This is a genomic window from Clostridium sp. CX1, from assembly GCF_025398335.1.
Classification (GTDB): domain Bacteria; phylum Bacillota; class Clostridia; order Clostridiales; family Clostridiaceae; genus Clostridium_AM; species Clostridium_AM tanneri.
Genome location: NZ_JAODOO010000009.1, coordinates 138877 through 161673, shown reverse-complemented (window position 1 = coordinate 161673; position 22797 = coordinate 138877). Strand labels below are relative to the sequence as shown.

20 protein-coding genes, 5 tRNA genes and 3 other annotated features are annotated in these 22797 nt (G+C 32.5%); of the genes, 22 read left to right on the top strand and 3 right to left on the bottom strand.

What is annotated here, in order from left to right; genetic code table 11:
* Nucleotides 1–17 precede the first annotated feature (17 nt).
* Entirely contained in the window at nt 18–899 is an 882-nt protein-coding gene (gene dapA / locus N4T77_RS11920) for a 4-hydroxy-tetrahydrodipicolinate synthase (protein ID WP_261672023.1), read from the bottom strand.
* Nucleotides 900–946: 47 nt separating this feature from the next.
* Entirely contained in the window at nt 947–1942 is a 996-nt protein-coding gene (locus N4T77_RS11915) for an aspartate-semialdehyde dehydrogenase (protein WP_261672022.1), read from the bottom strand.
* A gap of 625 nt (nt 1943–2567) precedes the next feature.
* Here N4T77_RS11915 and N4T77_RS11910 point away from each other — a divergent pair.
* The 9 genes from N4T77_RS11910 (at nt 2568) to N4T77_RS11870 (ending at nt 7246) form a co-directional block, all read left to right on the top strand.
* Nucleotides 2568–4265: a peptide ABC transporter substrate-binding protein gene (locus N4T77_RS11910; RefSeq protein ID WP_261672021.1), complete on the top strand. Its 1698-nt coding sequence runs from the start codon at nt 2568–2570 to the stop codon at nt 4263–4265.
* A gap of 73 nt (nt 4266–4338) precedes the next feature.
* Entirely contained in the window at nt 4339–4602 is a 264-nt protein-coding gene (locus N4T77_RS11905; protein ID WP_261672020.1) for an alpha/beta-type small acid-soluble spore protein, read from the top strand.
* A gap of 168 nt (nt 4603–4770) precedes the next feature.
* Nucleotides 4771–5529, top strand: a complete 759-nt coding sequence (locus tag N4T77_RS11900; protein WP_261672019.1) for a class I SAM-dependent methyltransferase — start codon at nt 4771–4773, stop codon at nt 5527–5529.
* A gap of 29 nt (nt 5530–5558) precedes the next feature.
* On the top strand, nt 5559–6440 hold the full coding sequence (gene hslO, locus N4T77_RS11895; protein ID WP_261672017.1) for an Hsp33 family molecular chaperone HslO: 882 nt from the start codon (nt 5559–5561) through the stop codon (nt 6438–6440).
* Nucleotides 6441–6850: 410 nt separating this feature from the next.
* Nucleotides 6851–6926: transfer RNA gene (locus tag N4T77_RS11890), tRNA-Val, on the top strand.
* Nucleotides 6927–6931: 5 nt separating this feature from the next.
* Nucleotides 6932–7008 (top strand) — tRNA-Asp (locus N4T77_RS11885).
* A 6-nt stretch (nt 7009–7014) separates the two neighbouring features.
* Nucleotides 7015–7090, top strand: a tRNA-Phe gene (locus N4T77_RS11880).
* 4 nt (nt 7091–7094) lie between these two features.
* Nucleotides 7095–7169 (top strand) — tRNA-Gly (locus N4T77_RS11875).
* Between the two features lie 3 nt (nt 7170–7172).
* A tRNA-Cys gene (locus N4T77_RS11870) sits at nt 7173–7246 on the top strand.
* Nucleotides 7247–7384: 138 nt separating this feature from the next.
* Here N4T77_RS11870 and N4T77_RS11865 read toward each other — a convergent pair.
* A complete protein-coding gene (locus tag N4T77_RS11865) occupies nt 7385–8089 on the bottom strand; it encodes a DUF6873 family GME fold protein (RefSeq protein ID WP_261672016.1) in 705 nt (234 codons plus the stop codon).
* A gap of 212 nt (nt 8090–8301) precedes the next feature.
* On the opposite strand from N4T77_RS11865, the gene ytxC reads away from it, so the two are divergent.
* The 13 genes from ytxC (at nt 8302) to N4T77_RS11800 (ending at nt 22791) form a co-directional block, all read left to right on the top strand.
* Nucleotides 8302–9201 carry a putative sporulation protein YtxC gene (gene ytxC / locus N4T77_RS11860; protein WP_261672015.1) on the top strand — a complete coding sequence of 300 codons (900 nt, stop codon included), beginning with the start codon at nt 8302–8304 and terminating at the stop codon, nt 9199–9201.
* Between the two features lie 94 nt (nt 9202–9295).
* Nucleotides 9296–9587 (top strand) — a binding site (T-box leader).
* A 70-nt stretch (nt 9588–9657) separates the two neighbouring features.
* Complete coding sequence (thrS, locus tag N4T77_RS11855; protein WP_261672014.1) at nt 9658–11574, top strand: threonine--tRNA ligase; 1917 nt, start codon at nt 9658–9660, stop codon at nt 11572–11574.
* A 40-nt stretch (nt 11575–11614) separates the two neighbouring features.
* Nucleotides 11615–11727, top strand: a sequence feature (ribosomal protein L20 leader region).
* A gap of 10 nt (nt 11728–11737) precedes the next feature.
* The gene (gene infC, locus N4T77_RS11850) at nt 11738–12280 is read left to right on the top strand and encodes a translation initiation factor IF-3 (RefSeq protein ID WP_261672013.1); all 543 of its coding nucleotides are present in this window, start codon (nt 11738–11740) and stop codon (nt 12278–12280) included.
* Nucleotides 12281–12299: 19 nt separating this feature from the next.
* A complete protein-coding gene (gene rpmI, locus N4T77_RS11845) occupies nt 12300–12500 on the top strand; it encodes a 50S ribosomal protein L35 (protein ID WP_261672012.1) in 201 nt (66 codons plus the stop codon).
* 25 nt (nt 12501–12525) lie between these two features.
* The gene (gene rplT / locus N4T77_RS11840; RefSeq protein ID WP_261672011.1) at nt 12526–12885 is read left to right on the top strand and encodes a 50S ribosomal protein L20; all 360 of its coding nucleotides are present in this window, start codon (nt 12526–12528) and stop codon (nt 12883–12885) included.
* Nucleotides 12886–13136: 251 nt separating this feature from the next.
* On the top strand, nt 13137–14480 hold the full coding sequence (locus N4T77_RS11835; protein ID WP_261672010.1) for a TrkH family potassium uptake protein: 1344 nt from the start codon (nt 13137–13139) through the stop codon (nt 14478–14480).
* An 11-nt stretch (nt 14481–14491) separates the two neighbouring features.
* Nucleotides 14492–15151: a TrkA family potassium uptake protein gene (locus tag N4T77_RS11830; RefSeq protein ID WP_261672009.1), complete on the top strand. Its 660-nt coding sequence runs from the start codon at nt 14492–14494 to the stop codon at nt 15149–15151.
* Between the two features lie 13 nt (nt 15152–15164).
* Nucleotides 15165–15947: an RNA methyltransferase gene (locus tag N4T77_RS11825; RefSeq protein WP_261672008.1), complete on the top strand. Its 783-nt coding sequence runs from the start codon at nt 15165–15167 to the stop codon at nt 15945–15947.
* 63 nt (nt 15948–16010) lie between these two features.
* Nucleotides 16011–16232, top strand: a binding site (T-box leader).
* 60 nt (nt 16233–16292) lie between these two features.
* Entirely contained in the window at nt 16293–17312 is a 1020-nt protein-coding gene (gene pheS, locus N4T77_RS11820; RefSeq protein WP_261672007.1) for a phenylalanine--tRNA ligase subunit alpha, read from the top strand.
* Between the two features lie 94 nt (nt 17313–17406).
* Nucleotides 17407–19785 (top strand): phenylalanine--tRNA ligase subunit beta, encoded by a 2379-nt coding sequence (pheT, locus tag N4T77_RS11815; protein ID WP_261672006.1) that lies wholly within the window; start codon nt 17407–17409, stop codon nt 19783–19785.
* Between the two features lie 174 nt (nt 19786–19959).
* On the top strand, nt 19960–20559 hold the full coding sequence (gene zapA / locus N4T77_RS11810) for a cell division protein ZapA (protein ID WP_261672004.1): 600 nt from the start codon (nt 19960–19962) through the stop codon (nt 20557–20559).
* A 215-nt stretch (nt 20560–20774) separates the two neighbouring features.
* Complete coding sequence (gene gmd, locus N4T77_RS11805) at nt 20775–21818, top strand: GDP-mannose 4,6-dehydratase (RefSeq protein WP_261672003.1); 1044 nt, start codon at nt 20775–20777, stop codon at nt 21816–21818.
* 34 nt (nt 21819–21852) lie between these two features.
* On the top strand, nt 21853–22791 hold the full coding sequence (locus tag N4T77_RS11800; protein ID WP_261672002.1) for a GDP-L-fucose synthase: 939 nt from the start codon (nt 21853–21855) through the stop codon (nt 22789–22791).
* Nucleotides 22792–22797: the final 6 nt, after the last annotated feature.

Sequence of the window (22797 nt, the reverse complement as noted above, 5' to 3'; positions counted from 1 at the left end):
AAAAACTCCTTTTTGATTTACTTTAATAGTCCGTAACTTTTCATTTCTTTCTTTAATACTTCAAGGTTTCCATCACTCATGTCGCATAATGGAAGTCTTAAATGTCCAACCTCCATACCCATTAAATTCATAGCGGTTTTTACAGGAATAGGGTTTGTTTCTATAAACAATGCATTTGTTAATGCTAAAGAATCTAACTGAACCTTTAAACCTTCTTTAACCTTGCCGGAAAGATATAATTCACATAAATCATGAACGTCCTTAGGAATTATATTTGCAAGAACAGATATAACACCTGCACCACCTAGGGATAGAATAGGAATTATTTGATCATCGTTTCCTGAATATATATCAAGTCTATCTCCGCATAACGCTTTAATTTCAGCTATTTGACTTATATTTCCACTAGCTTCCTTAATAGCGATAATATTATCAAATGCACATAATTCTTTTAAGGTTTTTGGCAGAATGTTCATGCCAGTTCTTCCAGGAACATTATAAATAATTATTGGAGTTTTAACACTGGTAGCTATAGCTTTAAAATGCTCTATAAGTCCCTTTTGTGTAGTTTTATTATAATAAGGAGTTATTACTAAAAGTCCATCTACCCCTATGCTTTCAGCCCATTTGCTCATATTTATTGAAGCAGCAGTATTATTAGTACCTGTACCTGCTATTACAGGAATTCTCTTTTTAACTACATCTACTGTGAATTTAATAGTTTCTTTTCTTTCCTGTTCTGACATTGTTGAAGCTTCACCAGTAGTTCCGCATATTATTATAGCATCTGTACTAGACTTAATGTGCCACTCAAGCAGTTCTTCCAATTTTTTAAAATCTACACCTTGATCATTGAATGGGGTAATGATAGCAACACCTGAACCTTTAAATAAACTCATACAAACACCTCGTTCTTAATATTTTTATTTATAAATAATTTTATAAATTATTTACTTTCTTTAATTATATACTCGGCAATTTGAACTGCATTAGAAGCAGCACCTTTTCTTATGTTGTCTGCAACTACCCATAAATTTAAACCATTATCTAAACTAAAGTCTCTTCTAATTCTTCCAACAAAAACTTCATCACGGCCGGCAGCGTCTACAGGCATAGGATAAACTAGGTTTTGAACATCGTCCTTCAGAATTATTCCTTCGGCATTACTGTATAGCTTGAATATGTCCTCTATTTCAAAGCTGTTTTTTAGTTCTACATTTATACTTTCACTATGACCATATATTACAGGAACTCTAACTGTAGTAGCTGTAATTCTTAAAGTATCATCATGAAGAATTTTTTTTGTTTCATTCACCATTTTTATTTCTTCTTTTGTATATCCGTTATCTAGAAAAACATCTATATGAGGAAGTAGGTTTCCTGCTATAGGATAAGGAAATTTCTTTGGAGCAGTTCCTTTATAACCTTCTACTAAATCATTATATCCTCCTAGACCAGCGCCAGATACGGCTTGATATGTCGAATATATAATTCTATCTATACCGTATTTATCATGAAGTGGTTTTAATGCCACTACCGCTTGAATTGTAGAACAATTTGGATTAGCTATTATTCCTTTATTCCATTTAATGTCCTCTGGATTTACCTCTGGAACAACTAAAGGTACATTAGGATCCATTCTCCAGGCACTGCTGTTATCTATAACTGTAGCTCCATATCTTGCGAAAATAGGAGCGTATTCCTTACTTATATCTCCACCTGCAGAAAATAGTGCAAAGTCTATTTTTTTATTTTTTATATTATCTTCCTTTAATTCTTCGATAATCTCATCTTTATTTTTAAACTTTAAAGATTTACCAGCAGACCTTGCTGAAGCAAAGAAGTAAATTTTATCTATTGGAAAGTTTCTCTCTTCTAATACTTCAATAAATTTTCTTCCTACCATTCCAGTGGATCCAACCACTGCTATATTATAGTTCATTTAAATCCCTCCTGAAATTTTACTTGATTATATTATATAACTGCTTAGAGCAAAAATATATAGCTTTTTTATTAATACATTATTTGTGAATATATATAAGTAATAAATTTACCTAATCTATATAGGTATTAGTGCTTGTTTAATGCAAAATAGAAAGGATTAAAGGTGGGCTTCATTCTAAAGTCAGAATATTGCGCATGAGTTCCCCTTGATCATGATACCTAAAGCTCATATACAAGACTTATTTGTTAAATTAATAATGTTACTAAATACAGTGAAATTAGTAATAAGCAAACCTATATGTATAAGTAGAATAATTCTATAAAAAAACTCTGGTTAGAATATATATTGGGTTTCAACTATTAAGTTATTAAATAGTTGAAGGCAAAAAATCTAAAGCTTAAACATTTAAAAAATTTTATATTTTACTCTACATTATAGTTTATAAATAATTAATGCAAAAAGTTCTATATTTAGTGAATAAAATTTGGACAAAATATCAGAATATTATATGATGTTATTTCGCAATTTATACAAATGTGGTTATATTAGTAATAATTTGGCTTTTGAATTTTTAGTAAGTTGCTTGCGTAGTGAATCAATCATAATTTAAGGAGAGATTTATGTGAAATTAAAGAGAAGAATATCTATGATAATTATATTTTTTATGCTTGAGACTTTAACTTTATCTGGATGTAAAAGCAGTAGTGTACAAAGTAATTCTATTGAAAATGATAAATCCCAGTATTTAAATATGGCTTTATATGAAGATCCAAAGACTTTAGACCAGTCTAAGGCAGTAGACATATCTTCCTGTCAGGTTCTTGCAGATGTAAATGAAGCATTGACAAGAGTTGAAAAAAATAAAGATGGTATAGATGAAACTAAGCCTGCAGGAGCAGAGCGTTGGGATATATCTTCAGATGGTTTAAAGTGGGTGTTTTATATAAGAGATAACTACTGGTCTGATGGAAAAAAGGTTACAGCTAAAGATTATGAATACGGAATTAAAAGAACCTTAGATCCTAAAACTCAGTCAGAAAACGCATTCTTATTGTATCCCATAAAAGGAGCTAAAAGTTATAATGAGGGAGGCAAGGGGAAAAAAGTACCTTCAAGCACAGTAGGAGTAAAAGCTTTAGATGAGAAAAAATTAGAGATAACCCTTGAAGCTCCTAATGCATATTTCTTGAATCTAACAAGCTTAAATATAATGCAGCCACAGCGGAAAGATATAGTAGATATTAATGGGGAAAAATATGGATTAGAAGCTAGCACAATGGTTTTTTGTGGACCTTTTTTAATAAAAGAATGGAACCATAATGATAAAGTAGAATTAGTAAAAAATGAAGATTATTGGGATGGTAAATCTGTGAAGCTGGAAAAGATTACAATGCAGATTGTTAAATCGGAGGACTATTCACTTGATGAGCTAGCAAATGGATCTATAGATATAGCAAAGGTTACGAAGAGCCAGTGGAAGGATAAGCTTAATAAGACAGGAAAGTTTGATAACATAAAGGCTCCAAAGCCAACTATTAATTATGAACTTTTTAATCAAAAGGATAAGCTATTTAGCAATATTAAAGTAAGAAAGGCTTTTTCATCAGCAATAGACAGAGAAGAGATATCGAGAAAGTTGTGGAATGAGGTTTATAGCCCCGCTTATGGATGGGTACCACCTTCACTTAAGATTGGTAACGATATTTTTAGACAAAAAGCCAATGAAGAACCAGTGAAGATCTTAAAAGAAGATATAAAAGATCCGAGGGCCCTGTTAATAGAGGGTCTAAGAGAGCTGGGGTTAGGAAAAGAACCAGAAAAAATCACAGTTAGATATTTACAACCAGGTATAGATGGAGCACAAAAGGAAATGGCGGAATTTTTTCAGCAGATGTACAATAAAAAGCTTGGTATAAATGTGAAGATAGAATATGTTCAATGGGAGGATTTTCAGAAAAAAGTAGCAGCAGGTGATTATCAAATCGCTAGCATGGTGTGGTCTGCAGACTACAATGACCCTATGTCAATGTTTGAGCCGTGGGTAAAAGGAACAAATATTATCTCTACAGGATGGTCTAATTCAAAATACGACACATTAGTAAAAGAAGCCTCTTCATTAGGAAATGACAAGAATGAAGAAAGGTTTAAGTATTTTAGAGAAGCAGAAGACATATTGCTTTTAGAAGACGTTGTAATGGCACCTACAATATATAAGAATAAGCAGTTATATAAGCAGAAATATATTAAAGGATTAATGTTCCCTTTGTTTGGCCCAGAAGTGGAACTAAAATATGCCTACATACAAGGCAGATGGAAATAATCTTTTCCTATGTATAAATGATCCTTACGCTGTAAAAGATAATAAAATATAAATAGTGGAGGGGTGGATCAATATGGGAAATACACCATTAAAAAAGGTAATAAAAGCAAAGCTAAAGTCCCATAGAGAACTTTCAGAGGTAGAAAAGTTAAGGGAAAAGCTTAAGTATGAAATTGCAGAAGAACTAGGACTTAGGGAAAAGGTAGATGAATATGGATGGAGTGGACTCACAGCAGAGGAAACAGGCAGAATAGGAGGGATGATGACAAGAAGAAAGAAAGAGTTAAATATCCCTAAAAATGAGGTTATTTTAAATAATTTAAAAAAGAATAAATAGAAAATATAACGAACTGTAAATATAAACTATACTAATTAAGCAAATTCCATATGGTGTAATTTGCTTAATTAGTAAATGCAAATTATTGACTTATTAATTAAAAATATATAATATTAATTGATGAATATAATTAGACAGTAAATTTATTGTTTTTGAAAGGGCATAAACATGGATTGTTATAAAGAATTTGCACATATTTATGACGAGCTTATAAATAATGATATTGATTATGAAAAATGGTCAGATGTAATATTAAGTATAAGTGATGAATTGGCAGTTGATAGAAAAAACTACTTAGATTTAGGTTGTGGCACTGGCAATATAACGGAAAAAATTGCGCCTAAGTTTGCTAATGCATGGGCGGTGGATTTATCCTATGATATGCTTACTGAGGCAGAAAATAAGCTTAGAGGTAAGGGCTTAAAGGTTAAGTTTCTTTGCCAAGATATAACAGAGCTTAACTTAAATAAAAAGTTCAACCTTATAACTTGTTGTCTAGATTCTACAAACTATATACTAGATAAAAATGACCTGAAAAAATATTTCTATAGTGTATTTAATCATCTAGAAGAGAATGGGGTTTTTATATTTGATATAAATTCCTACTATAAGCTTACTAACATATTAGGAAATAATGTGTATAACTATGATGATGAAAAAGTGACATACATATGGGAAAACTTCCTTCAGGATGAAATTGTGGACATGTATTTAACTTTTTTTGTAAAAGAAAATGAGCTATATAGAAGATTTGATGAGCATCACTCCGAAAGAGCTTACAGCTGTGAGGAAATTGAAAAGTTTTTAGAAGAAACAGGTTTTCAGGTTATAAGAAAAATGGATAGTTATCAGTCTGAAAATGTAGTAGAAGACACTGAAAGAATAGTTTATATAGTTAAAAAGAAAAGTGGGAAAGCTTTAGATTAAGTTACTTAATGTTAAGGAGGAAGATAATTATGGCAGATAAATTAGTAAAGGCTACTGCTAGTGATGGAAATATTAGAATAATAGCAGCAATAACTACTGAACTTGTAAACGAGGCAGTTAAAATTCATGATTGTGCACCAACTGCTGCCGCTGCCCTTGGTAGGATGGTTACAGCAGGAAGTATTATGGGCTCAATGCTTAAGTCGGAAAAGGATTCTTTAACTCTTAAAATATCCGGTGGAGGAGAAGCTAAAGGGGTAGTAGTTACATCCTACGCTGATTCTACTGTAAAAGGGTATATAGGAAATCCTTCTGTAGATTTACCTGCGAATAGTAAAGGAAAGCTTGATGTTGGTGGAGCTATAGGGAAAAATGGTAATTTAGTTATTATAAGAGACATGGGACTAAAGGAGCCTTATGTAGGTCAGGTACCTATATATACAGGAGAAATAGGAGATGACTTAGCTTATTATTTCACCGTTTCTGAGCAAACACCATCAGCAGTAGGCTTGGGGGTGCTTGTAGACACAGACTTAAGTATAAAAGCTGCTGGTGGATTTATAATTCAAATGATGCCTGGAGCTAATGACTTAGTTGCAGATTTAGTGACATACAGACTTCAAGAAATACCATCTGTAACAGAAATGATAGTAAAAGGAATGTCTGTAGAAGATATGCTTAATTATATATTCGAAGATATGGATTTAAAAATACATGAAACTATGACACCTGCTTATAAATGCGATTGTTCAAGAGAAAGAGTAGAAAGAGCTTTAATAAGTATAGGTAAAAAAGATTTAGAAGAGCTATATAATGAAGGAAAAACAGAAGAGTTAAAATGTCACTTTTGCAATAAATCCTATGAGTTTACTAGTGAACAAATAGGTAATATACTTAAGGGCGTTAAATAGGAAAAATTGATACATTATAATGGTAAAATGAAAGTTAAATGCTTTAATTTTCAAGTAATAGACCCTTAAGACTTATTATTGTTGTCATATAGCAAAGGAATAACTTATAACAAATAAATAGAGGTTATAAGTTATTCCTTTTTAAGTTGTCCATTAAAACTATTATTATAGATTTTAATTAATAAGTTTGTAGTAAAAGTGAGAAAAAAGCTGAAACACTAAGGAAATTAAGAATAAATTCAATGAAATGTAAAATATGACGTTGACAATACTTAATTATTTTTGTATTATAATATTCGTCAGCAGCGACAGAGCAGCATCAAATAATAACTTTAATAAGTTTAAAAAAAGGTGTTGACAAAGTCGAAAGATGATTATATAATAATAAATGTCTTAAAGACAAAGCGTATGGGCGCATAGCTCAGCTGGGAGAGCACCTGCCTTACAAGCAGGGGGTCACAGGTTCGATCCCTGTTGTGCCCACCATACGCGGCCCAGTGGCTCAGTTGGTTAGAGTGCCGGCCTGTCACGCCGGAGGTCGAGGGTTCGAGTCCCTTCTGGGTCGCCAAATTTAGGCTGGATAGCTCAGTCGGTAGAGCAGAGGACTGAAAATCCTCGTGTCCCTGGTTCGATTCCTGGTCCAGCCACCACTACGCGGGAGTGGCTCAGTGGTAGAGCGTCACCTTGCCAAGGTGAACGTCGCGGGTTCGAATCCCGTCTTCCGCTCCAGATGGCGCTATAGCCAAGTGGTAAGGCAGAGGTCTGCAAAACCTTTATCCCCAGTTCAAATCTGGGTGGCGCCTCCAAAAAACACTGTTTAGTAATTCTAAACAGTGTTTTTGTTTTTTTTTGTATAAAATGTAAATTATAAGAGGCATAAGTTAACTTATGCCTCTTATAATTTACTGTTGGGAGTATAACCTTTTGTCTAATTAACTTTAAGGCTAATTCTCTATTACAAAAAGACTTCCTCTATCTATTAGCTTATCCTTTCTTAAATAAACTGGTTTTACATTATGCTTTTTTAAAAAACTTAAAACTTCATTTCCATAAGCATAGTAATTTAAATCTCCGTAAAAAGCTAAAGTATTTTCATTAAGAAGACCACAACAACCTCCAATAAATCCATAATTCAAATTAGGCAGCTCAATATCTCCGGGAGGGAGAAGAAGTACGTCTATATTTTCAGTTATTAATGCTTTTGCTATAGACTTATCACTAGTCATAACTGCCTTCTCTGTTACAATAGCTGTTGAACATTTGCTATATCCTTGTTTTACATTTATCAGCTTTTTACTAGTCATCAGTTTCAAAAGTTCAGGATCAGTGTATTTTATATTATGCATAAATAAATTTGATAAGGATACACTATTTAAAATAATGTCGTGAGGATAAATATCTTTCAACTCATTTCCCGATAACAATACAGAAAATCCTAAATTTTTTAGCAGAGCTATAAAGTTTTTATCTACACCCTTATGAACCACTATTTTGTTTTTATCAAGAATATGCAAAAGCATATCAGGATGCCCGCAGACTGCCTCATAAAGGACTTGTGAAGGAGGGCATATTATAGTTTTATAACCTAAACTTGTAATGTTATATTTTTCTTCTTCTGTTATTCTAAAATCTACAATCGCATATTTCATTATAGTGTCCTTCCTTTGTTTCACGCTAATTTACTTGGAAACTTAATGTTAATTAGTGAGGATTTTTATTGGCTAGAAAAACCCTTTTTTTCTATTCTATATTTTTGTCATATAAGTTTCAAGTACAGAGGTTACATGTCGGGATTTGACAAAAAGATTTTGTATATAGATTTAGTTTAGACACATACTATTTTTAGAAGGGAGTGTGAGGGATGCTATTACTTACAGTAGTATATGATAGAGAAAAAGAAGATGTAATACATGGAATAAATGATATAAAAGAGTATTTTAAAAGTAAAAATATAGTTATTGGTATTTCGGAAAGCATAGAGTCAAATACTCACTTCGTAAAAATATTTTGTGAAGAAGAAATTAGCGCAAAACTCCATAACATGTTTAATATACATGTAGCAAATATTTTATATAATGTTGTAATAGATGAATTCTATAGAAAAGATATGATGAGTTTTTTATCAGATACATACTTTTTTCTTAAGTATGATGAATTAAAAGAGATAAAAGACAGTAGTGTGGAAATATTAAAAGGCGAAGGCGGCATAGTTGATGAGAGTTCAATCTATTGCATGAATAAAAGAAATAACATAATAGATAAGATAGTTGAGTGTATAGGTGAGAATAAAGAGATTAATATAAAGGGGTTTATTACCTTTAGAATGAAAGACCTAAAAGATGATTTGGAAGCTATAATAGATAAAGTAGTAGAAAAGTATATGGTAGAAAAGGAATATAATGAATTTATTAAACTCTTAAAATACTTCGTAGAAATTCAGGAAAGTAAAATTGATTTAGTAAACATAGAAATTGATAGTCGAGGAAAGTATTCAGTAAAAGACAAAAACTCAAATGATATAACTGAAATGTTATTTAGTGACCTTAATGACTTAAGATATAGAGAAAATACCAATGCAGAGGATATGATAATAAGCATTCTTATTACTAACTCTCCAGAAAAAATAGTAATTCACTGTGTTGAAAACTGTAGGAATAATGAGCTAATAGACACAGTTAAAAAGGTATTTACCGATAGAGTAGAGTTTTGTGACAATTGTAAAAGTTGCAAACAAATAAAGCAAAGTATTCATAGAGTGTAACATTTTAATTTAAAAATATTCATTATTTTTAGTTAATGTGTTGACAGTTAGAAAATTTAATACTATAATTTAAGAAAATAATTAAGCAGAATAATTAAAGACTATGATAAGGAAAAGTAAATAGAATACTGCTCTAAGAGAGAGGGATCCATTGGGTGAGAGGTCCTTTGAGTAAGATTTATTGAAAACCACCTTTAAGTTGTATACTGAATTTTAGTAAGTATTTCCGTAAGCCTGCGTTAAAGGTTCAGAGATAATAGTTATATTTATTATCTGCTAACTTAAATTATATTTCTAAGCATTTATATTTAGAATATGGTTTTATTAGTCAAAGATATATTTACTATTAAATTTGGGTGGAACCGCGATATACACTCGTCCCATGTACTGGGATGAGTGTTTTTTATTTGCAAGTAATTAAATTACAATAAGTAACAGAAAAGGGAGGAAAAAACCATGGTAAAGATTACTTTAAAAGATGGAAGCATAGTTGAAGTAGAAAAAGGATCAAAAGTAGCAGAAGTAGCTGCTAAACTAAGTACCTCATTAGCTAAAAAAGCTTTAGGAGCTAAAATAAACGGAGAAGCAGCAGAGCTAATGACAGAAATAAATGATGATTGTAAGTTAGAGATTCTAACTTTTGAGGATGAGGACGGTAAGAAGACTTTAAGACATACTGCATCTCATATACTTGCTCAAGCAATTAAAAGATTATATCCAGAAGTTAAGTTAGCTATAGGACCAGCAATTGATAACGGATTCTATTATGACTTCGATGCTGATTTTTCATTTACTCCAGAAATGCTTGAAAAAGTAGAAGCTGAAATGAACAAGATAGTTAAAGAAGATCACAAGCTTGAAAAATTCGAACTTCCAAGAGAAGAGGCTATAAAGCTTATGGAAGAAAAGGGAGAAAGTTATAAGGTTGAATTAATAAAGGACTTAGAAGAAGGAGCAGTAATATCCTTCTATAAAGAGGGAGAATTCGTAGACCTATGTGCAGGACCTCACGTACCATCTACAGGAAAAGTAAAGGCTGTTAAACTTCTTTCAATAGCTGGTGCTTACTGGAGAGGCGATGAGAAAAATAAAATGCTTCAAAGAATTTACGGAACAGCCTTTGAAAAGAAAGCTGAACTTGATGAGCACTTAAAGATGCTTGAAGAAGCAAAAAAGAGAGATCACAGAAAGATTGGTAAAGAATTAGATCTATTTAGTATTCATGAAGAAGGACCTGGATTCCCATTCTTCCATCCAAAGGGAATGGTAGTAAGAAATACACTACAAAACTTCTGGAGAGAAATGCACAGGAAAGCTGCTTATGATGAAATAATGACTCCTATAATCCTAAATGAAGCATTATGGCATCAATCTGGACACTGGGATCACTATAAAGACAATATGTACTTCACAAAGATAGATGAAGGAGATTATGCTATAAAGCCAATGAACTGCCCAGGTTCAATACTTGTTTACAAAAACGATATACACTCTTACAGAGATCTTCCTTTAAGATATGCTGAAATGGGAGTTGTTCACAGACATGAAAAATCTGGAGCATTACATGGACTAATGAGAGTTAGATGCTTTACTCAAGATGATGCTCATATATTTATCACTAAGGAACAAATAAGAGAAGAAGTACTTGGTGTTATAAGTCTTATAGATAACTTCTATAAAGTATTTGGATTTGAGTACTTTGTTGAGCTTTCAACAAGACCAGAAGATTCAATGGGAACTGATGAAGAGTGGGAAGCAGCAACTAACGGCTTAAGAGACGCTTTAGAGGATATAGGACTTAAGTATAAAGTTAATGAAGGTGATGGAGCATTCTACGGACCTAAAATAGACTTCCACTTAAGAGACTGCATAGGTAGAACATGGCAGTGTGGAACTGTACAGCTTGATTTCCAAATGCCAGAAAGATTTGACTTAAATTATGTGGGAGCAGATGGAGAAAGACATAGACCAGTTATGATTCACAGAGTTGTATTTGGATCTATTGAAAGATTTATAGGAATATTAACTGAGCATTATGCAGGGGCATTCCCAGCTTGGCTTGCACCAGTTCAAGTTAAGGTTATGAATATAACTGATGGTCAAGTTGAATATGTAAAGAAAATTGCAGATGAGTTAAAGAAAAATGATATAAGAGTTGAACTAGACTTAAGAAATGAAAAAATCGGATATAAGATTAGAGAAGCTCAACTTCAGAAGGTACCATACATGCTTGTTATTGGAGACAAAGAAATGAACGAAGGAAACGTAGCAATAAGAAGCAGAAAACAAGGTGATATTGGTACAATGAGCTTAGAAGGATTTATCTCAAAAATAAAAGAAGAAATAGATAAAAAAATAAGCATAGTTGACTAATAAAATATTGACAATTTAATATTATAGGTTTATAATACTATTTGTTAAGAAGAAACAGCCGTTTCTCACCTTGCAGCACAGCTAGTAGGGTTATTGGAAGCATTTATTTACTAGTGTATTCTAAGGACGGCTTTGCCGTCCTTTTTTATGTTTAAATAAATTAATGTCTATAAATTCACTGGAGGTGAAAGTTATTAGTAAAGATCTTCTTTTAAATGAGGAAATAAGAGAAAAAGAAATTAGGGTTATTGGGGATGATGGCTCTCAGTTAGGTATCCTAGCATCTAGAGATGCACTTAGAATGGCAGAAGAAAAAGAGTTAGATTTAGTTATGATATCACCAAATGCTAACCCGCCAGTTTGCAAAATAATGGATTATGGTAAATTCATTTATGAGCAAGCTAAAAAAGATAAAGAGGCTAAGAAGAAACAAAAAGTTATTAGTGTAAAGGAAATTAGACTTAGTCCAACTATCGAAGAACATGATATTTCAATAAAAGCTAACAATGCAAGAAAATTTTTGATTGCAGGAGATAAAGTTAAAGTAACTGTTAGGTTTAGAGGTAGAGAAGCTGATTATTCACATATAGGTAAAAAAATACTAGCTGATTTTTATACTAAAGTTGAAGATGTCTGCATTCTAGAAAAAGAAGCAAAATTAGAAGGTAGAAACATGATAATGATTTTATCATCAAAGAAAGCATAATTGAGAGGAGGAATTTATTATGCCAAAAATGAAAACTAAAAAAAGTGTTGCAAAAAGATTCAAAGTTACAGGAACAGGTAAGCTTAAAAGAGCAAAAGCTTTCAAGAGCCATATATTAACTAAGAAGAGCACAAAAACTAAGAGAAATCTTAGAAAGACTGGATATGTTTCAGAAACTCAAGAAAAAACAATGAAAACATTAATGCCTTACGCTAAGTAGTAGGCTCTAGAAGGAGGATTTTTAAATGGCAAGAGTAAAAAGAGCCGTAAACGCTCGTAAATATCATAAAAAAATATTAAAACTTGCAAAAGGATACTATGGTGGAAAAAGCAAGTTATTTAAAACAGCTAATGAAACTGTTATAAGAGCATTAAGAAATGCTTATGTTGGAAGAAGATTAAAGAAGAGAGACTTCAGAAAACTTTGGATAGCTAGAATAAACGCAGCTACAAGAATGAATGGTCTTTCATATTCTAAATTCATGAATGGTATAAAAACTGCAGGTATCGATATAAACAGAAAGATGCTTTCAGAAATAGCTATAAATGACCCTAAAGCATTCACTGAATTAGTTGAAATAGCTAAAAAGCAATTAAACGCTTAATATACATAAAAGATGCAGCGATGACGCTGCATTTTTTATATTTATGGACATATAAATTATGTAAACTCATCAAATATAGAAGTTTTTCAAATAACCAGCAATTATACTAGCTTTTACTTATAATCTTATTAAACTTTTAATATGTAGACAAGTATTGCCTATAGGATATACTTGTCATAAATAATTATTTTAGAACTACAGATAATATTTAATAAATAAAAATTATCATTAAATAAGGAAGGTATCTTAAGATGAAGGTAGCAATCAATCGGTGGTTCAAGGTCAACGAAATTCAAATATTAGTGTTAGGTTTTGCCGCAGTAATTTTTATTGGAGCAATTTTGTTATCCCTGCCAGTGTCCTCAAGAAGTGGACAGTACACTAATTTTATTGATTGTCTTTTTGTATCTACGTCAGCAACCTGTGTAACAGGATTAGTAACAGTAGATACAGGAACCCATTGGAGTAATTTTGGCCAGTTTGTAATCTTATGTTTAATTCAAGTTGGTGGACTAGGTTTCATGTCAATAGCTACGTTGTTTGCATTACTTATGGGAAAAAGAATTACTTTAAAGGAGAGGCTTGTTATCCAGCAATCTCTTAATTCTTTTTCAATACAGGGCCTTGTAAAGATGTCAAAATATCTATTGAAATTTACTATATTAGTAGAAATTATTGGGGCTACTTTACTAGCAACGCAATTCATACCGGAATTTGGAGTAGCCAAAGGTATATATTATGGAATTTTTCACTCTATATCTGCTTATTGTAATGCAGGAATAGATTTAATAGGAGAATTTAGAAGTGTAACTCCATATGCAGATAATCCATTAATATTAATGACTATAGCATCATTAATTACAATAGGAGGTCTTGGATTCTTTGTTTGGCAGGAAATATATAGCTTTAGAACTACTAAAAAGTTATCTTTACATTCAAAAATAGTAATAATATCTACAGTGATTTTAATTGTAGGTGGGGCAATTTTAATGTTTATATTCGAAATGAATAATGTTAAAACAATAGCTAATATGCCTTTAAGAGATAAGATAGTAAACTCCATATTTGCCTCAGTGGTTCCAAGAACTGCTGGATTCAACTCAGTTCCTACGGCAGATATGACAGAGGGCGGAAAGTTCTTAACAATAGTACTTATGTTCATTGGTGGATCTCCAGGATCTACAGCAGGAGGAATAAAAACCACTACAGCAGCTTTACTTGCTATTACAGTAGTTTCTATTATAAGAGGAAGAGAAGACGCTGAAATATATGAAAGAAGAATAGGAAAAGAAATTGTGTATAGAGCGTTAGTTGTAGCAACTTTAGGAATGTGTATTGTCTTGGTGGCCACCATCATATTGTGTATAACAGAAAAGACTACCTTAGACTATATCGTGTACGAAGTTGTATCTGCTTTTGGAACTGTAGGTTTGACCCTTGGGTTAACACCGGAGCTTAGTACACCGGGAAAGCTTTTAATTGCTTTTATTATGTATTGTGGAAGGTTAGGTCCTTTAACAGTGGCATTGTCTCTTGCACAAAAGAGTATGCCTGGTTCTATAAAATATCCTGAAGATAAAATTATAATTGGATAGAGGTGGGTTTTATGAATAAAAAACAGTTTCTTGTAATAGGTTTGGGGAGATTTGGAACATCTGTAGCTAAAACTCTATATCAACTAGGTCATGATGTATTAGCAGTGGATACTAATGAAGAAAGAGTTCAAAATGTAGCAGAGGATGTAACACATGCTATTCATACTGATGCTACAGACGAAGAAAATTTAAAGTCATTAGGTATAAATAACTTTGATGTGGCAATAGTTGGAATAGGGGTAGATATACAAGATAGTGTTATGATAACTCTTTTGTTAAAGGAAGTTGGCATTAAGTATGTCATTGCAAAGGCAAACACAGAACTTCATGCAAAAATTTTATATAAAATTGGGGCAGATAAAGTAGTTTTCCCAGAAAGAGATACCGGTGTAAGAGTTGCTCACGACCTTGTAGGTGATAATGTACTAGATTATATTGAACTTTCATCAGAGTATAGTATTGCAGAAATTATGTCTGAAGAGAGCTGGTATGGTAGAACCCTAGGAGAACTAGATATGAGGTCAAGATACGGAATAAATGTAGTTGCTGTAAAGAGAGCAGATGATATAGATATATCTCCTACTTCAGATTATACCATCCAAAAAGGTGATGTAATTGTAGCAATTGGTAAGTATAAGTGCTTAAATAAGCTAGAGGTTATCAAAGGATAAGGGTGAATTATAATTGGAAACTATTCAAAGCAAGGACAATTTATTAATTAAAGAAATAAAAAAGCTAAAAGACAAAAAGCATAGAACTGAAAGTGAAAGATTTATAATTGAAGGTTTTAGGTTTGTTTCTGAAGCATTAGAGTCTGACTTTGAAGTTCCTCTGGTTTTTATAAGTGAAAAAGCTAAAGATAGATGGAATAACTTCAATGTTGAAACTAAACTTCAGAAGAATACAAAGGTATATGTTGTAACAGAGCAAATTTTAAAAGTTATCAGCAGCACAGATACACCTCAAGGAATTGTAGCTGTAGTTAATAATAAGAATATGGTTTTACAGAATAAATCAGGTTTTTATATATTAGTTGACAAAGTCCAAGACCCTGGCAATATGGGAACTATAATAAGAACTGCCCATGCAGCAGGGGCGCTAGGTATTTTAGTAACTAAGGGAACTGTAGATATTTATAATGAAAAGACTTTAAGATCTACAATGGGCTCGATTTTTCATATACCTATTATACAGGATGATAACTTAGAGCAGTTACGTTTTTTAAGAGAGAATGATTTTAGGTTAGTTGTAAGTTCATTGGATACGAAAAGTAATTTCTATGATGCAAATTTAAAAGATAAGGTAATAATAGCAGTGGGCAACGAGGGAAATGGTGTAAGTGATGAAATAATCAGCTTATCGGATATTAAGGTGAAGATACCTATGCCTGGAGGAGCTGAATCCCTAAATGTGTCAGTGGCGGCATCAATTATGATGTTTGAAGTAGTAAGGCAAAAGCTAAGCTAACTTTTTATTGACAATTTATGAATGTATATGTAAAATAAAAAAATACGATATATAAAATTACATATATTAACTATGATAGAGAGAGTAAATATATAGTTTCTTTAAGAGAGTGAAGGTCATGGCTGGAAGCCTTCTCAGAATACTTTATGTTGAAGTTCACTCTGGAGTTCTGATTGTGAAATAATAGTAGCAGTTGGCGGTATAACCGATAAATTTACAAAGAGGATATTGTTTATTACAGTATCAATTTGGGTGGTAACGCGGATTTAAGAGTTCGTCCCTTATTTGGGATGAACTTTTTTTATTTGTTATAGTATTTTTTAAAAATAGAAAGGAGCAGATCAAATGAAAGAAAAATTACAGGCTATAGGTAATAGTGCTCTTGAAGAATTAAAGAGTGCTGAAAATAGCGCTCAGCTTGAAAACATAAGAGTTAAGTACCTTGGTAAAAAGGGAGAATTAACACAAATACTTAGAGGTATGGGAGCATTGTCTTCTGAAGAAAGACCTTTGGTAGGAAAAATAGCTAACGAGGTAAGAGCTTCTATTGAAAATGCTTTAGATGAATACGCAAGAGAAATAAAAAATAAAGAAAAAAATGAAAGACTTCAAAATGAAGTAATTGATATCTCAATGCCTGGCATAAAACAAAACTTAGGTAAGAGACATCCACTTGAGCAAACTCTAAATGAGATGAAGGAAATATTCATATCTATGGGATTCTCAATAGAAGAAGGCCCTGAGGTAGAGCTTGACTACTATAACTTCGAAGCATTAAATATACCTAAAAATCACCCAGCAAGAGGTGAGCAGGATACCTTCTACATAAATGATAATTTAGTTTTAAGAACACAAACATCACCACTACAAGTTAGAACTATGGAAAATCAAAAGCCTCCAATAAAAATGATAGCACCAGGAAAGGTTTATCGTTCAGATGCAGTAGATGCTACACATTCACCAATATTCTATCAAATGGAAGGCTTGGTAGTGGATAAGGGAATAACTTTTGCAGATTTAAAAGGTACTCTTGAGTTATTTGCTAAAAAGATGTTCGGTGATAAGCTAAAAACTAAGTTTAGACCACACCATTTCCCATTTACAGAGCCTTCAGCAGAAATGGATGCTACTTGCTTCGTATGTAATGGAGAGGGTTGTAGAGTATGTAAGGGTGAAGGTTGGATGGAACTTTTAGGCTGCGGTATGGTTCATCCAGATGTCTTAAGAAATTGTGGAATAGACCCTGAAGTATATAGCGGATTTGCCTTTGGTTTCGGAGTAGACAGAATGGTTATGCTTAAATATGGCATAGATGATATAAGACAACTGTATGAAAGTGATATGAGATTTTTAAATCAGTTTTAATTGAGGGCTATAGATAGGTTATAACTGAGTTAGCAGTTAAGCTTATCACCTATAAGGAAATTTTACTAGTTAATTAAATAAGGAGGATTTGGAAATGAAAGTTCCTGTTAAATGGTTAAAGGACTATGTTAATATAGATATTTCACCAAAGGAGTTAGGAGATAGACTAACTTTAAGTGGTTCTAAGGTTGAGGAAGTTGTAACTACCGGTGATGAGATAGAAAATGTTGTTACAGCTAAATTAGTAAAAATAGAGCAACATCCTGACGCAGATAAGTTATCTGTTTGTTTTGCAGATATAGGAGAGGCAGAGCCAATACAAATAGTTACTGGAGCAACTAACATGAAAGAGGGAGATGTAGTTCCAGCAGCTCTTCACGGCTCAACAATCCATAAAGGAGTAAAAATTAAAAAGGGTAAGCTAAGAGGAGTTGTATCTAATGGTATGTTCTGCTCAGAAGAGGAGCTAGGCATAGCTGGAGATGAGCCAGTTCACGGACTTATGATACTTCCTTCTGATACTCCTGTTGGAAAAGATATAAAAGAAGTTTTAGACATGACAAGTTCTGTAATAGACTTAGAGATAACTTCAAATAGACCAGATTGCTTAAGTATTATAGGAATGGCGAGAGAAACTGCAGCAACATTAAATACAACTTATAAAATGCCTCCTTTAGATTATAAGGCTTTATGTAAGGATAATATTCAAGAGCAATTAAAAGTAGAAGTGAGAGATAACCTATGTAGAAGATACATGGCTAGAGGAGTAAAGAACATAAAAATACAGCCATCACCAGGCTGGATGCAGGATAGACTTTTAGAGGCTGGCGTTAGACCAATAAACAACATAGTAGATATAACAAACTTTGTTATGATAGAGCTTGGTCAGCCAATGCACGCCTTTGATGTTAGAGAAATAACTACAAAAACTATAGTGGTAGAGAGAGCTAAAGAAGGAGAGAAATTCACTACTTTAGACGGTGAGGAGAGAACGCTAAATTCAGATGTTCTTAACATAAAAAATGGAGAAACTACTATAGGCCTTGCAGGAATAATGGGAGGCTTAGACTCAGAAGTTAAGGAAGATACTACAGAGATTATCTTTGAAAGTGCTAATTTTGATGGCACCAACATAAGAGTATCTTCACAAAGATTAGGGCTTAGAACAGAGGCTTCATCAAAATTTGAAAAAGATTTAGATCCTAACTTAGCTGAAATAGCTATAGACAGAGCTTGTCACCTAGTTGAAGAGTTAGGTGCAGGGGAAGTTATGGAGGGAACTATTGATATATATCCTGAAAAGCTTCAGTCTCATACTGTAGAAGTAGATAGTAACTGGGTAAATAGATTCCTAGGAACAGAAATCTCAAAGGAAGATATGAAGGACTACCTAAACAGATTAGACTTAGTTACAGAAATAAAAGATGATATACTAGTCATTGAAGTTCCAACTTTCAGAGCAGATGTAAATATAAAAGAAGATGTAGCTGAAGAAATAGCAAGAATATATGGATACAACAATGTTCCTACTACCCTTGAAAAGAGTGCCAGCACTAGAGGCGGAAAAAATAGAAAGCAAAGATTAGATGATAAAGTAATAGAAGCTTTAATAGGAAGCGGACTTAATCAATCTATCAGTTACTCCTTTGTAAGCCGTAAGGTTTTTGATAGAATACTTTTACCAGAGGATAACAGCTTAAGAAATGCTGTAGTTATAAGAAATCCTTTAGGAGAAGACTACAGCATAATGAGAACTACTACTATACCGTCTATGATGGAATCTCTTGCTAGAAATTATTCAAGAAATAATGAGTATGCAAGATTATTTGAAATGGGAAAAGTATATATACCTAATGAAGATTCAAATAAGCTTCCAGAGGAAAGAAACCTAGCTACAATAGGCCTATATGGTGATGTTGACTACTTTAATATAAAGGGAGTAGTTGAAAATATGTTAGAAGCTTTAGGAATTGAAAAGTTCTCCTTTAAGAGAGAAAGTGAAAACCCTAGCTTCCACCCAGGAAAAACTGCAGCTCTTTATATAAAGAAAGATTTAGTAGGAATTTTAGGAGAAATTCATCCAGATGTAGCTGAGAACTATGGAATAGATGAAAGATGCTACATTGCTGGGTTGAATCTAGATGTATTATATAGTAATGCAAATTTAGATAAAAAGTATAAGGCTCTTCCTAAGTATCCAGCAGTTACAAGAGATATGGCAATTTTAGTAGATGACAATGTACTTGTACAGGAAATAGAAGATATAATGTGGAAGCAGGGCGGAAACATAGTTGAAAGTATTAAGCTTTTTGACGTATATAAAGGCGAACAAGTACCACAAGGAAAGAAGAGTATAGCTTATGCCCTAGTTTACAGAGTAGAAAATAGAACTTTAACAGATGCAGATGTAAATAAGGTTCATGATAAAATTTTAAGAACTTTAGAGAATAGACTAGGAGCACAACTTAGATAATAGGGAAAAATCAGTAGGGCATTAGGTACCTACTGATTTTTTTATATTACTTAATTTGAATTTTTCTTTAATATTGTAATAAGGTAAAATAAATAGTTTAATATATGCAAACTTTATGGTAGAATAGTGGTAAGTAACTTGGAGTAAAGAGTAATTATCTAAGAGGGTGTTCACATGAATATTGTAACAGTTAAGATAAATGGTGTGGAATATAACTTAAAAGGTGAAGAACAAGAAGAATACTTGCATAAGGTAGCAGGCTATGTAGATAAAAAGGTAAGAAATATATTAGAGAATAATAAAAAACTAAGTACTTCTTCTGCGGCTATTCTTTCTGCTGTAAATATAGTTGATGATATGTTTAAAAAGCAAAAAGAATATGAGAGTTTTTTAGAGAAGCTTGAGGATATTGAAAAAATCAGGAAGAACTATGAAGCAGATATAGAATCTTTAAAGAAGCAGTTAAAACATATGGAAGAGTATAATTTAGAGCTTCAACAAAAATTAAAGAACAGTACCAATATTCAAGAGTTAGAGAGAAAAGAAGAAAAGATACGTAAGATTACAAATGAAATGGAGATAATGCAGGAGACTGCCCAAAGTTATATGAAGGCAAATACAGAACTTAAATCTGAAAATAAAGAGCTTAAGTTCCAGCTTCAATCGGCTAAGTATAAGGTAATAGACCTGCAGCACAAGCTTATGGAAAATCAAATAAGTCTTGTAAAAGAAAAAAAACAGAATAATCCTCTTTTAAATAGCAATGCAAAATAAACCCTGAACTAATTGTATCTTAATTAGTTCAGGGTTTATTTTATTTAAAGCATGAACACTTACATAAAGGTTGTAATACTATATACTATGTAAATTTAAAAAAAATTGTATCTTATGGTACTTGATATAATGTTTTTGTCTATAGTTTGTTAATGATCTAAAACTAACTGTAACTTATTATAAAAAAAACTAAACATTAGAGAGTGTGAATTGATATGAAAAAAGCGTTAATAACAGGTATAACCGGACAAGATGGTTCTTATCTAACAGAATTCTTGTTAAATAAAGACTATGAGGTTCATGGCATTATAAGGAGAGCAAGTAATTTTAATACAAAGAGAATAGATCATTTATTTGAAAACCCGGAGATAGGCAATAAGAGATTATTTCTTCATCATGGAGATTTAATTGATTCAAGTAACTTAAATCGATTGTTAGAAAAAATTCAACCAGAAGAAATATACAATCTTGCGGCACAAAGTCATGTTCAGGTATCCTTTGAAGTTCCGGAATATACCACAGATACCAATGCTACAGGTACTCTTAGAATATTAGATGCTATAAGAAAAAGTGGACTGTATTGTAAGTTCTATCAGGCATCTACTTCTGAACTTTTTGGAGGATTAGTAGATACTGCACCACAAAGCGAAAGAACTCCCTTTTATCCTAGAAGTCCCTATGCAGTAGCAAAGCAGTACGCCTATTGGATTACTGTTAATTATAGAGAGGCTTATGACCTATTTGCTTGTAATGGTATTTTATTTAACCACGAATCACCAAGAAGAGGGGAAACCTTTGTTACAAGAAAAATAACTAGGGCAGTAGCAAATATAGTGGCTGGAAATCAGGAAAGGCTTTCCCTGGGAAATATAGATGCTAAAAGAGACTGGGGATATGCAGGGGATTATGTTGAAGCTATGTGGTTAATACTGCAGCAGATTAAGCCTAGAGATTATGTCATTGCCACAGGAGAGGCCCATACAGTAAGAGAGTTTGTGGAACTGGCCTTTAAGGAAGTAGGTATAGATATAGAATGGAAAGATAACGGCATAGACGAAAAGGGAATAGATAAAAAGACAGGAAAGATTCTTGTAGATATAGATGAAAGATATTTTAGACCTACAGAGGTTGACTTATTATTGGGGAATCCATCGAAAGCGGAAAGAGAATTAGGCTGGAAGAGAAAGGTTGATTTTAAAGCTCTAGTGCATATGATGGTAAAAGCGGATTTAAAGGAAATAGCAGGTCTAAATTTATAGAGTTAGCAAGCAATTAATATAGGAGAGTATGTTAATGAATAAAGATAGTAAAATCTATGTAGCAGGACATAAGGGACTTGTAGGCTCAGCCATAGTCAGAAATCTAAGAGCTAGAGGATATGAAAATATAATTGGAAGAAGTCACAGCGAGCTGGACTTAACAAATGCTGATAAGGTAAGAGAGTTCTTTAAGGAGCAAAAACCAGAATATGTCTTTCTAGCAGCAGCAAAAGTTGGCGGTATAAATGCTAATAATAAAGCTCCAGCAGACTTTATTTATGAAAATTTAATGATAGAGTGTAATGTAATAAAGGCGGCTCATGACTCCAAGATTAAAAAGCTTCTATTTTTAGGAAGTTCATGTATATATCCTAAAATGTGTCCACAGCCAATAAAGGAAGAATATTTGTTATCTGGATATCTTGAAGAAACAAACGAGGGATATGCACTTGCCAAAATATCAGGATTAAAAATGTGCCAGTTCTTTAAAAAACAATATAGGGATAATTTCATAAGCGTTATGCCAACTAATCTTTACGGACCTAATGATAACTTTGACTTGCAGACATCTCATGTAATGCCGGCTCTTATAAGAAAATTTCATGAAGCTAAGATTAATAATAAACCTTATGTAGAGATATGGGGTACAGGCAAACCTCTTAGGGAGTTTTTACATGTAGATGATATGGCTGATGCCTGTGTTTACCTTATGGAGAATTATGATGGTGAGGAGCATGTGAATATTGGAACAGGAAGAGAAGTTACAATAAGAAAGCTAGCAAAAATAATTGCAAATATAGTTGGATATAAAGGTGAACTAAAATTTGATGACAGCAAACCTGATGGAACACCTAGAAAATTATTAGATGTTAATAAACTAAATAGTCTTGGTTGGAGATATAAAATAGAACTGGAAGAAGGAATAAAAGAAGTATACCAATGGTTTATTAAAAATTATCCAAAAGATAATTAGAAGAGA

Bases quoted from the DNA above. Each gene is read 5' to 3' on its own strand.
- ytxC (WP_261672015.1), top strand. From the start codon at position 8,302: ATGCTATTACTTACAGTAGTATATGATAGAGAAAAAGAAGATGTAATA.
- hslO (WP_261672017.1), top strand. From the start codon at position 5,559: ATGGCAGATAAATTAGTAAAGGCTACTGCTAGTGATGGAAATATTAGA.
- rplT (WP_261672011.1), top strand. From the start codon at position 12,526: ATGGCAAGAGTAAAAAGAGCCGTAAACGCTCGTAAATATCATAAAAAA.
- N4T77_RS11900 (WP_261672019.1), top strand. From the start codon at position 4,771: ATGGATTGTTATAAAGAATTTGCACATATTTATGACGAGCTTATAAAT.
- N4T77_RS11800 (WP_261672002.1), top strand. From the start codon at position 21,853: ATGAATAAAGATAGTAAAATCTATGTAGCAGGACATAAGGGACTTGTA.
- thrS (WP_261672014.1), top strand. From the start codon at position 9,658: ATGGTAAAGATTACTTTAAAAGATGGAAGCATAGTTGAAGTAGAAAAA.
- infC (WP_261672013.1), top strand. From the start codon at position 11,738: ATGTCTATAAATTCACTGGAGGTGAAAGTTATTAGTAAAGATCTTCTT.
- N4T77_RS11835 (WP_261672010.1), top strand. From the start codon at position 13,137: ATGAAGGTAGCAATCAATCGGTGGTTCAAGGTCAACGAAATTCAAATA.
- pheS (WP_261672007.1), top strand. From the start codon at position 16,293: ATGAAAGAAAAATTACAGGCTATAGGTAATAGTGCTCTTGAAGAATTA.
- N4T77_RS11865 (WP_261672016.1), bottom strand. From the start codon at position 8,089: ATGAAATATGCGATTGTAGATTTTAGAATAACAGAAGAAGAAAAATAT.
- dapA (WP_261672023.1), bottom strand. From the start codon at position 899: ATGAGTTTATTTAAAGGTTCAGGTGTTGCTATCATTACCCCATTCAAT.
- rpmI (WP_261672012.1), top strand. From the start codon at position 12,300: ATGCCAAAAATGAAAACTAAAAAAAGTGTTGCAAAAAGATTCAAAGTT.
- N4T77_RS11915 (WP_261672022.1), bottom strand. From the start codon at position 1,942: ATGAACTATAATATAGCAGTGGTTGGATCCACTGGAATGGTAGGAAGA.
- pheT (WP_261672006.1), top strand. From the start codon at position 17,407: ATGAAAGTTCCTGTTAAATGGTTAAAGGACTATGTTAATATAGATATT.
- zapA (WP_261672004.1), top strand. From the start codon at position 19,960: ATGAATATTGTAACAGTTAAGATAAATGGTGTGGAATATAACTTAAAA.
- N4T77_RS11830 (WP_261672009.1), top strand. From the start codon at position 14,492: ATGAATAAAAAACAGTTTCTTGTAATAGGTTTGGGGAGATTTGGAACA.
- N4T77_RS11905 (WP_261672020.1), top strand. From the start codon at position 4,339: ATGGGAAATACACCATTAAAAAAGGTAATAAAAGCAAAGCTAAAGTCC.
- gmd (WP_261672003.1), top strand. From the start codon at position 20,775: ATGAAAAAAGCGTTAATAACAGGTATAACCGGACAAGATGGTTCTTAT.